Here is a 13,898-nt window from a genome sequence, read left to right as displayed (position 1 = left end):
TTTTCATGGTTAAGTCGGTTTCGTTTTGATTTTGGTTTAATTCCTGTATTGAGACTTTTAATTTGGTTAAAGCGGTGTTTCTTATAAACTCGATGTATTCACATGAGGCTTCAGACTCATGCCATATTTGTTCAATAAAATTGCGAAAGACATCCGGGTATTCCAGGGTATAGTCTGCATAGCTTATTAGAAAATTCCTAATCCGCTCCTCTGGTGGTATTGCTAGGTTGTCCAAATGATCAAAGGATTGCATGAGTTTAGCGGTAAAAGTTTTCAGTGCCTCGTTTATAACATTATCTTTTGAACCAAAATAGTAGTTTATGGCAGCTACATTGACTTCAGCCAGGGCGGCAATCTTTCGGCTAGTTACATGGTGGACTCCCTTGGAACCAATGATTTCTAGCGTGGCATCTATAATCTTTTTTTTGATGCCCAGTTTATTTTCCCAATGGGTTGCCATTGTTACTATCTCCTTATACCGGAATAATTATTGGCTGCAAGTTTTACACTATACATATGCTGCACTTTATTATTTATGGATTATTAGGCTGGTGTCTTGAAATTATTTGGACAGGTGTAGGTTCATTATTAGCCGGAGATGTTTGTTTGACAGCCAGAACCTATTTGTGGATGTTTCCTATATATGGGCTAGTGAAAGTATTTGAGCCGCTGCATGACATCATCAGATACTGGCCGGTGTGGGGGCGGGGAACCGTCTGGATGCTGCTATATTTTGCCATCGAATATGTTACTGGTTGGTTGCTAGGCACTATAATTGGTACTGTACCTTGGGATTACTCTCATGCTGCGCTCAATATTCATGGACTCATTCGTCTGGATTATGCCCCGGCGTGGTTTGTTGCCGGACTATTATTCGAAAAGGTCCATGATAAGTTGGATCATATCCGGCTATATCCGTAGGTTAGCCAATGTTTGCATAGAATTTTTCTTTGGCTACGGCCAGCATTAATTTAATTCGGTTTAGCTGGTTAACTTCACTGGCTCCGGGATCATAGTCGATGGCTACAATATTGGCATGCGGATAACTGCGGCGCAACTGTCTGATCATACCTTTGCCGGTAATATGATTGGGTAGGCAGGCAAAAGGCTGCAAACATACAATGTTATCAACGCCGCTATGAATCAGCTCAATCATTTCGGCAGTTAGCAGCCAGCCTTCACCGGTAAAATTACCAAGAGATACATGGGTTTTTGCCAGGTTGGCCAGCTGCTCAATGGTATATGGTGGTGAAAAACGTTTGCTGGCTGCCAGTGCTTTACGGAGATGGCGGCGGTAAAATTCAATAAATTTTCGGAATAAGCTGCCTTTGACTTTAGCAGCAAAACTACCTGCCAGTAAGTCATAGTTTACTTTGCTGTCATAAGCGCAATACAGGAAGAAATCCAGCATATCAGGGACTACGGCTTCCGCGCCTTCACTTTCCAACAAATCAACAAGATGATTATTCGCTATAGGGTGGTATTTTACCAAAATCTCGCCAACTACGCCTACCCGTGGTTTAAGAAGTTGTTCGTCGATTTCCAGATTGTCAAAGTCGCGTACAATGCCAAAAATATTATTCTTGAAATTATGCTTGCCGCCAATCAGGATGTCGTGGCGGCATTTTTCAGCCCAATACTCATACAGTGCCTGGGATGATCCTGGGTGCTTTTCGTAGGGTCTTACCTGATACAGCACCCGCATTAACAGATCTCCATAAATTACTCCAATAATTAAATTCTCAACAAGCGATACAGTCAGGGAAAATCCTGGCTGACTTTCACCGCCAAGAGCAAGCACAGGTATCTGAGGCATGCCGGCGTCCCTCAGAGCTTTGCGGGCTAATGCCACATAATTGGTGGCACGGCAGCCGCCGCCAGTTTGAGACAACATGACTGAGGTGTTATTCAAATCATACTGCCCGGACTTTAATGCTTTCAGCAATTGTCCAATGACAATAATGGTAGGATAGCAGGCATCATTATGAACAAATCGTAAGCCTTCATTAATGGCCGTTTGGTCAGGCTCAGGGGCTATTACCAATTGATAACCGGCATTTCTAAAGCCTGCTTCTAAAAACTGAAAATGAATAGGTGACATTTGCGGTGCCAGTATGGTATGGCATTTTTTCATTTCAGCAGTAAAGTGGATTGGATGATGGCTGGTGGCAGGCTTCGCAGTTGTACTCAGTTTGCGGCTACGGTCATTGATGGCAGCTAAGAGTGAACGCACCCTGATTCTGGCGGCACCAAGATTACTCACCTCATCCAATTTAATAGCCGTGTAAATTCGTTGATGAGCATCCAGAATTTCTTTTACCTGGTCAGCTACAACGGCATCAAGACCACAGCCGAAAGAGTTGAGCTGGATTAATTCCACATTAGGCTGGTTGACGACAAAATTTGCTGCGGCATACAGGCGGGAATGATAGGTCCACTGATCAACAACCCGGAGCGGGCGCTGTATTGTGCTCCAATGCTGTACAGCATCTTCTGACAATACCACTAACCCATAAGATTGTATGAGTTCAGGCAAGCCGTGATTAATTTCCGGATCAATATGATAGGGTCTGCCTGCTAATATAATTCCTTTGCAATTTTTCTCGGCCATATAAGCAAGTGCTTCCTGGGCTTTGCGTCGGATATCTGTTTTATAGCAGTCGCGCTCGGTATATGCCGCATCAACCGCAGCAATAAGTTCTTGCTTAGTAATATTGTCTGCTGCTAGCTCTTGCATTAACCGGCTGATTAACCGTTCACGGTGGTTAATGGGTAAAAATGGGTGAAGAAACAGGACCTCTTGTTCGCGCAGGATATCCATATTGGCTTTAATATTTTCCGGATAAGAGGTAACCATAGGGCAGTTATAGCAGTTGTCAGCAGCAGGGTCTTCTTTTGTAGTGTACGGAATACAAGGATAAAATATTTTTTTTACGCCGCGGTTAATTAAATCATAAATATGTCCATGCACCAGCTTAGCCGGATAGCAAATAGAATCTGAGGGGATGGTTTCCATGCCTAGCTCATAGAGTCGGCGTGATGAACGGCCCGATAAGATGACCCGATACCCCAGTTTAGTGAACAGCGTATGCCAGAAGGGGTAATCTTCATACATGTTAAGTACCCGGGGAATACCAATGACCCCACGGTGGGCCAGCGATTCAGGCAAAGGTTTATACTGAAACAGGCGCTGATATTTGTATGTGTACAGATTGGGTAAGTGATCTGTAATGGTTGTTTTTCCTATGCCTCGTTCGCAGCGATTACCGGCATGGTACTCTTGACCGTTAGAAAATTGGTGGGTGGTAATTAAACAGTGGTTACCACATAATTGGCAGCGATGATTGGAGGTACTGGCGGTAAAGTGATTCAGGTCCGCTATTGAAAGTAGTGTGGTAGGCGTTCCTGCATAACGTTCTTTGGCGATAAGTGCCGCCCCAAAAGCCCCCATAAGGCCGGCAATATCTGGACGAATGACCTCCCGTCCAAGCGTTTGTTCTAGCGCTCGCAGTACAGCATCGTTGTAAAAGGTTCCGCCCTGAACCACAATGTTTGCACCCAATTCATCGGTGTTTTTCAAGCGGATGACTTTGAACAAAGCGTTCTTGACTATCGAGATAGCGATTCCGGCGGCAATATCACTGATAACGGCGCCTTCTTTTTGCGCTTGTTTCACTTTGGAATTCATAAATACTGTGCAACGGGTGCCAAGATCAACAGGATGTTGTGCTTTTACCGCAAGTTGAGAAAAATCACTAACCGTCATACCCATGGCTTGGGCAAAATTTTCAACAAAGGAACCGCAACCGGCAGAACAGGCTTCGTTGAGCATAATGGAATCAATTACGCCGTCACGTACAAAAAAACTCTTCATGTCCTGTCCGCCAATATCGAGGACAAAAGTAACATCAGGTGAAAAATACTGGGCAGCTTTGAGATGGGCTACTGTCTCAACCTCACCAATATCCACCTGGAAAGCGGCTTTAATAAACTGTTCTCCATAACCGGTAACTGCCGAGTACGTAATCTGGGTATTCGGATTTAGCTGCTGATACAAAGCCTTCAGGGCGGCAAGTACAGTCTCTAAAGGGGTACCGCGATTGCTGTTATAGTAGGAATATAATAAACTGCCGTCTTCACCAATGAGTGCCAGTTTCGTCGTTGTAGAACCAGCATCAATTCCTAAAAAGGCTTTGCCGCTATAAGTTTCAAGGCTGGCCCGTTTTACGGTATGCTGTGCATGACGGGCCGCAAATTGTTGATATTCATCTATATGGGCAAAAAGCGGGTTTAACGATTGTTCACTTTTTTGATGTAAGTCATATAATTTGGATGATTTTTTCTGTAAAAGTTCATAGGGAATAAGCTCTTGTTGCTGCGTAAGGGCTGCACCAATTGCGACAAAGTAGGGGGAAGTTTCAGGTGCCAGCACTTGATCGCTGCTAAGGCCTAACGTTTCAGTAAACCTTCGCCTAAGTTCAGATAAAAAGTGCAGAGGGCCACCCAGAAACGCCACTTTGCCACGAATTGGCCGGCCTTGTGACAAGCTGCTGATGGTTTGGTTAACAACCGCCTGCAAAATAGAGGCGGAAATATCTTCTTTGGAAACTCCTTCATTGATTAATGCCTGCACATCGGTTTTGGCAAACACCCCACAACGGGAAGCAATGGGATAGATCGTGCTATAATTTTTCGCAAGCTCATTTAATCCCTGCGGATCAGTATGTAAAAGGGCCGCCATGTGGTCAATAAACGCCCCTGTACCTCCGGCACAAACCCCATTCATGCGCTGCTCAACGGTTTGGTCAAAGTAGGTAATCTTGGCGTCTTCCCCGCCAAGCTCAATTGCCGTGCTGGTTGTAGGGATAATACGTTTGATGGCATTGGTAGAAGCAATTACCTCCTGGACAAACGGCAAGCCAAGCAACTGCGAGATACCCATGCCGGCTGACCCTGTAAACATAATGGATAACATCTTTTTTTGAAGAACAGTGCGTGCTTTAGTCATTACCGTCTGGAAGGCAGTGGTTATATCGGAAAAATGACGTATATATTTTTGAAAGATAATATCATTTTGCTCATTAAGAATAACCATTTTTAACGTTGTTGAACCAATGTCTATACCAACACGCAATGTTTCATTCATTTGGATCTCTCCTATTTAACACAATAAATTTAAACATTGTTTAATTTTATTATAATTTATCTTCAAAAAATAACAAATATTTTTTTTGTTTCCTCTTATTTTTAGTATTTTGCCGAAGATACTTGAGATGAGAGGAATTTTATAGTTTGGTAGGAATTTTTGAAGGGATTATAGAATAATTAATAGTTTAAAAATTCTTTTACAGATACAGTTGCTAGGGACAGAATAATAGAATGTAGGAGGCATGGATGTGATAAACTTTTTTAAGAAGGCACCGTGTAACGAAGCGCTTTGTATAATTAAAAACGTGGAAGATCGGCTTGAGGGAAAAACAGCTGAGGCAATTACCGTTGAGTATCCTATACATAAAACCATGCTTAAGCACTTTGACCGGCTGATAGCCAGTGAAGAAAAAATGTCGATAAGCTCAAAAAAAATGTTAGGCAGCTTATCTGCACTCAGTGAATTTGATGTTAAAATGACGCACTCTGCTTATAAACTGCTTGATTTTGCCAAAGATATGTCGCAATTAAGTGAATCAAATCTTGCTATTGTCGAGGAAATTACAGCAAGCATGAACGAGGTCAATGAGACAATCAATCATACGTCTGCAGTTATGCATCAATTGTCTGAAGCCTCTAACGATCTAATTCGCAAAAACGATGAAAGCATGGGTCAATTGAATGAAATTAACATGTTAAAAGAAAATGTTGTAAAAGATACAATGACTATGAGCGAGCAAATAGCCAAGTTAGTTGAAATGGCTGACAAAGTAAGCGAAATCGTTAATGGCGTAGAGGCCATAGCAGAACAGACTAATTTGTTGGCACTAAATGCTTCCATCGAAGCGGCGAGGGCCGGTGAATTTGGCAGAGGATTTGCCGTTGTGGCTAATGAAATTAGAAAATTAGCCGATAGTACAAAAGCGAATTTAGATGACATGCGAGTGTTTGTGAATAATATTCATCAGGCAGCCAGTGGCACCAAAGAAAGCCTGAATCATACATTGACATCTACGAATAATATGAATGAAAAGCTTGATCTGGTGTCAAATACCATAAAAGAAAATGTATTTATGCTAAAAGACACAGTCAAAGATGTGAGTAAAATTTCAGCATCCATGCTTGATATAAAAGAAGCAGCTAAACAAGTAAATCAAGCTATGAATTTATCGGCACAAGATGCGGAAAAACTGCATGAGATGACACAGATCATTCATGCTGATGCTATGGCAAGTGCTGACAATGCAAAACAGATAACAAAAATTGACGAGGAACTTAGTGATATTGTCAGAGAGATGATATCCTCGTTAAATGGCGGTATTCATGCGATTACTAACCAGGAGCTAATCGAAAATCTCATAAAAGCTAAGGAAGCTCACGGTAATTGGATGAAGAACTTAAAACGAATTGTGGATGAAATGAAAGTTTACCCTATACAAACTGATTCTAAGAGATGCGCATTTGGTCATTTTTATCATGCTATACATATTAGTCATCCAGACGTAGCCCAAGAATGGGCAGCCATTGATAGTGTGCATCATGAACTGCACAGCATGGGGGTAAAAGTAGTGGATGCTGTCAAGAATAATAACGCACAGCAGGCGAACGAGCTATATTTACAAGCGAAAAAGCTGTCAGAGGAAATTTTTGTTCATCTGGATCATGTTATTAGTATTATTGAAAAAAATTCCAAATTAGGAATAGAAATATTAAAAGTTGGTTAATAGTATAATAGTTGTTTCTGGCTGTGAGTACTATGTAGTAAGGTAACAGTCTCCTTGATGTATTTGATCATAAATATAGGAGGCCTGCAAACCTTACGTAAAAGGCTTGCAGGCCTGGTGCTTTAAGGATCGAATGCTAGTACCTATAAAATCTCCCGAATAGTGGTTGGGAGATTTTTTATCTTTGTTGTATATAGTATAATGTAAATAAATGTTGTACTGTCAGGTAGTTTTATTCAACCGGTAAACACACTTTACTTAATCATGCTTGGTGAGGAAAGGAACGAAACTGTGAAGCAAGTGTTAGTATTATTTTTAATTTTGGTATTAAATACTATCATACCGCCGGTAGTTCAGGCAAGCAGCGGGTATAGGCTGCCCAATGTTTTGCCTGCTATGCATGAGGCTGATTTTTGGCTTAAGAACTTGCAAAACCCGGACGAAGTGATTATGAATCAAAGCCAAATTGACAGCTATAATCAGGCTGTTATGCAGAAACTGCCTGATTTGGTGTACGATTTGCGCCAGTATCCGCCTATGTTAACCAGGGAAGAATTGGTGCGCCTGATTGCGGTCGATGACAAGTTGCCAGATACACCACAATACATAAATGGACAATTGGCTACTGCCGCGTATTACCGGCAGCTAAGAGCGCAGTGTAACTTACAAGGTATTGCTGCCGTTACGCAAGTGCGCTACGGATTTACCGTCAGCAGGACAAGCATCAGAACACTTCCTACGGCGGATTGTGTAACAAGCCAAAGTAATGACCGCGAGTTTGATAATATGCAGGAAACAACGCTTGATCCGGCTGAACCAATTATTCTTTTGCACGAGAGCGCAGACAGAGCCTGGTATTATGTTCAAAGCTATAATTACCGGGGATGGATACCTGCCAATACGGTTGCTATTGCTGTCAGTCGGCAGCAATGGTTAGAATACATCAATTCGCCAGAATTTGTAACTGTTACTGACAGTAAAGTGATTGTCGGTGAACAGGAGTTTGCAATGGGGGCGAAACTGATGTTAGCTGACAGGCAACTTGCGCCAATGCTTATTGACCAGCTAGCGGTCAAGGAAAGTTATGTTGTCAAACTGCCTGCACGCAGTTCAAATGGTACACTGGTATTTGAGTTAGTGCCAGCAGCGAAAGATGGCTTGGTGAAAGGATATTTGCCTTATACCAGAACCAATCTTATAGTTCAGGCATTCAAATTACTAGGACAGCGCTACGGCTGGGGCGGGATGTATGGAGGCTGGGACTGCTCATCTTTAATACTTGATGTATATCGCAGTTTTGGGTTCAAATTGCCTCGCAACGCTGATGAACAGGAGATGGCGCCTGGTAGTACTGTCAAGTTTACAGGACAAGATAGAGTAAGCCAACTCGCCGGGATGAAGCCGGGTGCTGCTTTATATATGCCAGGACATGCCATGCTATATTTGGGCGAGTATGAGGGAAGGCCGTACATTCTTCACGCTTTGGGCGGTTATAACTCTGCCAATGGTCGTGTACCGATCATGCGTGTTGTAGTAAGCGATGTATCTTTGCCGCTCAAAAACGGGAAGAAATTTATCGACGTATTAACCTCTGGTAAACAATTCCAATAAAAAACTATAATACTAGTTTAGCGAAGGTAAACGTGTTATAATTAGGTTCGTTAATGTATTTAAAGGAGTTATTATGTAGCATGACCAATATAAAAAATGTTTATGATGAGGTTCGAGTCTTTTTTGATATAGAACCAGAATGGGAATCGGCGATAAAGCGCGAGTGGGTTGAAGGCTTTTTGCGCCAAAAAGCCTGGCAGGGAGCCAGTGATGAAGTGCTAACCGATATCTGGCACAATCTTCAACTATTCATATCGTATTTAATATATTCGGGTGATACCGATCTCAACGAGCTTACCGCAGCCGAATATAGTCTTGCGGTTGAGTGGATTATTGTGCAGATGGATGGGTTTAAACCGAATATCAAGACAGTAAAACATTTTTTTGATGTACTTCAGGAATTTTACAGTTATTTGGCTGCGCGAAAGTTGATTGTTAATACAACACAGCTCAAGCAGGCGATAGAGTTTATGACTGGAGGCAGGCAACTTCGCTTTATCGAAGATGTGGATGAACAAGGAGAACTTCCGATAAAACCGCCGCTGACGATGCCTAAGGATATTGGCCGGATTGTTGGCGAAGCGGTAGAGCATCTAATGCTTAAGTTTAGCGCCTATTTTCAAAGAGAATATTTTATTGAAGACTTTGAACGCGCGCTTGCTTTATATTTGGGGCCACTGGGACAAATACCTGGAGATGAAACTGATGATGAGTTTTGGCTGGGATTTTGGGATTATTTTTTGTTTGATTATCATTTGTTAGCCAATGACCGGACACCACTCATTCAATTTAAGATTGATTACAGTGATAAGCTGACTATTGAAGAACAAAATATTTTGCAAGAGCTCTTGGGGGCCAAGTTTACAGTATTTTATGTAGAAAATATAATTAATCAGGACTGGGTTGAGTGTGTTAATCTTTTAACTGATGAAAAATTTCGTCTTCCCAATCCCAATTTAGATTATAAGTTGATGAAAAAGCTGCTATTTTATGGGCACATTTTTCTGCAAGAAGAAGACCGGGATTTGATCATGATTAATTTCATTACCAGTGTTGAAATCAGCAGTAAGTTGCGCCGGCGAATTAAGGAAGAAATTACCCGCCAAAAGGCTATGATGGAAATACAACAACCGGGAGCTACTTGGGACGACTTTGTTAGCAGGCATGCCAGTGCGATACGCCACACCATCGATTTATTGGCTACTTGGGCTAGAGTCAATGTTACCTCATATGCGCAGGTTGAACGAAATTTTCCTCAACCAGTAACCGGGGAAAAATCTGTGAATACTGCGGTGCTGGATATAATCGCAAGTACTATGCGGAAATTAGGCTATTCCATACACGACGTGATTTTGACACAAAAATTATGGCAAGACTTTTCTAACATGGCCGCTGTAACGATTCGAAAGCCGTCTGCGTGGGCTGCTGCTGCTATCTATGCTTTTTCTCAGATTAATGAAGCTGAAGTTGATTTGCCGATGGCAGATACATTGGCTGCCGAGCTGGCAGTTTCCAAACCCAGTATCAGTGCAAATCGGAGTAAAATCTTCAAGGTATTAAAACTGGAAAAGTACGATCCAAGATATTTAAGTGAAGAAGGTATGATTTCCTTGCTCTATGATTTGCACTAAGTATCAGGAGGGGTAGAGATGCAATGTCCAAACTGTTATGGGAAAATCCAAAACGGTACAGACAATTGCCCGCATTGCGGCCATGAATTGGCGGTTACGGTGTTAAGTCGTCAGGAACGCGATAATTTCAACGGAATTACTATTGAAGAAGAAAGTAGCAGTACCCGAGGTCAGTATCGCGGTTATGACACTGGCAACCGGGCACGGGTGAAATATGTTAATGTATCGTTTGGTTCTTCTGGCTGGACTGGCAAGTTGCTGATAGCTGCCGTTTTGGCAATATTAGTATTCTTTTTCCTACCTGTACTGTTATTTATTTCGTTGGCAGTTGCCGCCGTATTTATTGGTGCTTGGTTATTTCAGATGGTAAGAAAAAGTAAAATGTAGAATTAAAAACCGCGGGCAGTCATATCCAGATGAGCTGTCCGCGGTTTTTGCACCGTAATGGTGTATTGGCGTTTAATAAGAAGCTAATAGCGATTGTTTTACTTTTTGATATTCTTGTGTAAAATAGACGGTGTTTTGGGCTTCGCGATGGTCAAATCCATAAGCACGGCGGCTAATAGCTAATACCGGGGGAGCTTGAATTCGTTTGGCTACTGCCATACCGGTGTAGAGACGCCACCAACGTTCCAGATCTTCAATAAAGGGGCGAGGTCCCGGAAATAACTGATTAATTAGGCCTGTTTGACAGCCTAGTTTTTGTTCCAATACTTCAGTACCTTGGCTATACCATATTAGAATATCTTCCGGCGTAACTCGGTCCCAGTATTCTACAAAGGCACGAAACAAATAATCATGATAGGGATAGATAATGGGGTCGCCCTTACCTTCATCTACCGACTGGTCGAAGGAAAGTTCGGCACTTGGTACTAAATCGATGACTGACTGAGGAATGACTTCCCGGCCATAAATGCTGTTATTCAGATAATGAGCCAATTGATAAACTTGATGTTTCCATAAGTCAGCTAGCGCCGCTAAAAATCCAGCTTGGTCTCCATAGAGGGTGGAGTAACCGACCGTAAGTTCGCTTTTATTGGCATTACAGGTAAAACCACCACCGAAAGCTGCTGCGGCTGCTGCCAAAATGCGGGCAGAACGGTCACGGGCTTGAATATTCTCCAGTACAAAAGAAGAGACTTCTAAGTGGTGCTTTTCACCAGTACTCAGATTGGTAATGGGTGTACTGCTGATTTGGGAAACCGTATGCTCAACTGATTGCTCAATCGGTATTACGGCAAAAAGGCAACCAAGATTGTGGGCTAATTGATAGGCCAAATCTTTGGTTGTTTGTGAATTGAACCTGCTGGGCATGTTAATCAGCAGAATATTCTCCGGGGGGAGAATATTCGCATATAATGCAGCGCTAACCGCGGAGTCTATACCGCCAGAGATACCGATAACAATTTTGTTCATACCGATTGACTGAATAAATTTCTTGATGCCATAACTGAGAGACTGATACAAAGTTGCAATACTAGAATCGTCAGGTACGCTAACGCGGGGAAGATTCCGACCACCTGATTCTGTCATAAGCTCAATAAAGTCAAGGGTTTCGGTGAATGGCTGACAGCAGGCAATAATTTGACCTTCACTGCTGTATACGGTACTGAACCCATCAAAGGTATATACTGTTTTACCATTATTCTGAATACCGGTATTATTAACATAGATAAGGGGGGTATTGGTTTCCCGGGCCTGTTTAGAAAATACTCGGTTGCGTTTGTTGTTTTTTCCCAATGTAAATGGAGAACAGGAGATATTGATGATCAAGTCAAGTGGGCCTTTGGCAACGAGAGCGGCAACGGGATCAATGCTGTAATCGTCACTCCAGCCGTCTTCGCAGATAATGCAGCCCAAAACATATTCTTTCTCTTTAATGGTTAATTTGACTGGTTGTATTAATTTTTCTACCTTTTCTTTGCGTTCGAGTGATAGCTTGCGCAGGCTGAAGAAGTGCCGTGTGTCATCAAATTCACGGTAGTTTGGCTGCAGTGTTTTAATGCGTATGTCGACGAGACGTCCAGCTTGTGCAATAAAACAGGCATTATATTTGCGTACCCGTCCGTCATCGCCATGTTTGCTCCAATCAACGGCCACATTGCCGAAAATAATACAGATATTTTGGGAGGCTGCAATGATCTTGTGGCCCCAAGCTTCACAATCGCGCAAAAAAGCCTGCTGTTCCCAGGTGTCTCCTAGCAGATAGCCGGGGATAGCCATTTCCGGGAAGATTATAATATCAGCCTGGTGCTTACAGGCATCAGCAATCATCGATAACATTTTTTCAGCATTTAAATCCGGCCTACCTGGAATTACCTCCATTTGACCTAATGCAATTTTGAGCAAAAACTCTTCACCTCAAATCGTACAAATGACATGCAGTGTTCTTTTCGCTGCCAGAGGGTGCTTGTCCTTCTGAATTCTAGTATAAGACTGTATTAATATTTACAAGTTTATATCATTAGGGTAATCATATCGGCAGATATTATGATGAATAAGGTGAGTATACTACCGGCAAAATGAACCCAAAAGCAGGCAATATAAAGAACCGCCACATGGCGGCTATTAATTGTAAGCAAAAACGTAACCTTCGTCTGAGGCACAACAACTTTACATTTTGGCCAAATTTTGGCGGCAAGCCTTGTTTACATTAACGTACTATATAATAGATGCTGAGATTTTCTTCTTCGCTTAGATCTAGCACAGTTCCATTATCTAACTGAACCATAGACAAGGCTGGCTGTTCTTTATTAATAAATACTACACGGCCTTGGCGACCATCTGTAAGCGCCACTCGGTTGCCTGATAAAAAATTAGTCATATTGTCCAGAAATGTAATACATACTTTCGGGTCAAGCTTGTTGATGGTGTCGCGTAATTTTTGCAGGCTAATATACGGACTTAACATTGCCTGGGGATTTTCCCGGTTAATGGTCATTGCTTCATCATATAAATCAGCGACAGCTACAATTTTGGCATAAGGATGAATATAATCATCAGTAAGCCCTCCAGGGTAGCCGCTTCCATCCCGTCGTTCGTGATGTTGGAAAACAGCAGCACTAATGCTTTGTGAGATGTTAGGAATTTTACTTACAAGATCATAGCCATAGGCAACATGTTGTTTGTATTGTTCATAATCTTCGGGGGATAACTTATTGGGTTGATGTAACAGCTCGGGTGGCAGCTGCGATTTGCCTATATCATGCAGCAATCCTGCCAGTGAGATGGCATTCACCGATTCTGGTGGATACTTCAGCCAAATAGCAATAAGCGCTGAGATGGCACTGACATTGACACTGTGATACATAGTATAATCATCGCAGGGAGGCAAGTTATACAGTCTATCAATGACATTACCAGCTTCGGCAACATTGGTCGCTATGTCGGTAGCGGTTGCGGACAATGTGTCAATAGGTATTTCCTGACTTAATCGTATATCATTAAAGGCTTTTTGTACCACCGGAACTGACTTGTTGTATGTATTGATAAATTTCTGGAGTTTAGGGTCGGTAATAGGATTAGAAGTTGCTACTTCTGCATAGATGAATACCTTCTGGATTTTCCAATTGCTTAGTTTTTGAATATTATGTTGGCTGAGAATGTTGTTCTTGTTAAATAATATTTTTCCATCACTTGAGTAAACGTCCCGGGCTAATTCCATCCCGGGGACAAGAAATTCAATCGATTGTTCAATGATTTTACGATTTTCGTCAGGTTTTTCGTTCATAGCTACCTCGCAATTTGGAAATGAAACTTCTAAAATATGCTAACAATTTAATTT

At 42.1% G+C, this 13,898-nt stretch carries 9 protein-coding genes; 5 read left to right on the top strand and 4 right to left on the bottom strand.

All coding sequences use genetic code 11. The annotated features are described in order from the left end of the window. Positions 1–460 (bottom strand): TetR/AcrR family transcriptional regulator (locus AC29Z1_RS00685; RefSeq protein WP_488269529.1); only part of this gene is annotated, 460 nt, incomplete at its 3' end. Between the two features lie 56 nt (positions 461–516). Here AC29Z1_RS00685 and AC29Z1_RS00680 point away from each other — a divergent pair. Then, positions 517–921: a putative ABC transporter permease gene (locus tag AC29Z1_RS00680; RefSeq protein ID WP_488269528.1), complete on the top strand. Its 405-nt coding sequence runs from the start codon at positions 517–519 to the stop codon at positions 919–921. Between the two features lies 1 nt (position 922). Here the strand turns inward: AC29Z1_RS00680 and AC29Z1_RS00675 are convergent, their stop codons facing one another. Next, the gene (locus AC29Z1_RS00675) at positions 923–5,146 is read right to left on the bottom strand and encodes an acyl-CoA dehydratase activase-related protein (protein ID WP_488269527.1); all 4,224 of its coding nucleotides are present in this window, start codon (positions 5,144–5,146) and stop codon (positions 923–925) included. A gap of 250 nt (positions 5,147–5,396) precedes the next feature. Between AC29Z1_RS00675 and AC29Z1_RS00670 the strand changes: the two genes are divergently transcribed. The 4 genes from AC29Z1_RS00670 to AC29Z1_RS00655 all read left to right on the top strand — a co-directional run bounded on the left by AC29Z1_RS00670 (position 5,397) and on the right by AC29Z1_RS00655 (position 10,501). Continuing rightward, a complete protein-coding gene (locus AC29Z1_RS00670) occupies positions 5,397–6,872 on the top strand; it encodes a methyl-accepting chemotaxis protein (RefSeq protein ID WP_488269526.1) in 1,476 nt (491 codons plus the stop codon). 291 nt (positions 6,873–7,163) lie between these two features. Continuing rightward, entirely contained in the window at positions 7,164–8,483 is a 1,320-nt protein-coding gene (locus AC29Z1_RS00665; RefSeq protein WP_488269525.1) for an SH3 domain-containing protein, read from the top strand. A gap of 80 nt (positions 8,484–8,563) precedes the next feature. Continuing rightward, positions 8,564–10,114 (top strand): hypothetical protein, encoded by a 1,551-nt coding sequence (locus AC29Z1_RS00660; protein WP_488269524.1) that lies wholly within the window; start codon positions 8,564–8,566, stop codon positions 10,112–10,114. 18 nt (positions 10,115–10,132) lie between these two features. Further along, positions 10,133–10,501, top strand: a complete 369-nt coding sequence (locus AC29Z1_RS00655) for a hypothetical protein (protein WP_488269523.1) — start codon at positions 10,133–10,135, stop codon at positions 10,499–10,501. 72 nt (positions 10,502–10,573) lie between these two features. Here AC29Z1_RS00655 and nadE read toward each other — a convergent pair whose 3' ends face one another. Next, a complete protein-coding gene (gene nadE, locus AC29Z1_RS00650) occupies positions 10,574–12,463 on the bottom strand; it encodes an NAD(+) synthase (protein WP_488269522.1) in 1,890 nt (629 codons plus the stop codon). Between the two features lie 304 nt (positions 12,464–12,767). Beyond that, positions 12,768–13,844 (bottom strand): HD-GYP domain-containing protein, encoded by a 1,077-nt coding sequence (locus tag AC29Z1_RS00645; protein WP_488269521.1) that lies wholly within the window; start codon positions 13,842–13,844, stop codon positions 12,768–12,770. Between the last annotated feature and the right edge of the window lie 54 nt (positions 13,845–13,898).

Source organism: Sporomusa sp. (genome assembly GCF_057736855.1).
The sequence above is the reverse complement of the archived record's forward strand: the minus strand, read 5'-3'. Positions and strand labels throughout refer to the sequence as shown.

Excerpts from the sequence above, each read along its gene's own strand:
- AC29Z1_RS00660 (WP_488269524.1), top strand. The coding sequence starts at position 8,564 with ATGACCAATATAAAAAATGTTTATGATGAGGTTCGAGTCTTTTTTGAT.
- AC29Z1_RS00675 (WP_488269527.1), bottom strand. The coding sequence starts at position 5,146 with ATGAATGAAACATTGCGTGTTGGTATAGACATTGGTTCAACAACGTTA.
- AC29Z1_RS00655 (WP_488269523.1), top strand. The coding sequence starts at position 10,133 with ATGCAATGTCCAAACTGTTATGGGAAAATCCAAAACGGTACAGACAAT.
- AC29Z1_RS00645 (WP_488269521.1), bottom strand. The coding sequence starts at position 13,844 with ATGAACGAAAAACCTGACGAAAATCGTAAAATCATTGAACAATCGATT.
- AC29Z1_RS00680 (WP_488269528.1), top strand. The coding sequence starts at position 517 with ATGCTGCACTTTATTATTTATGGATTATTAGGCTGGTGTCTTGAAATT.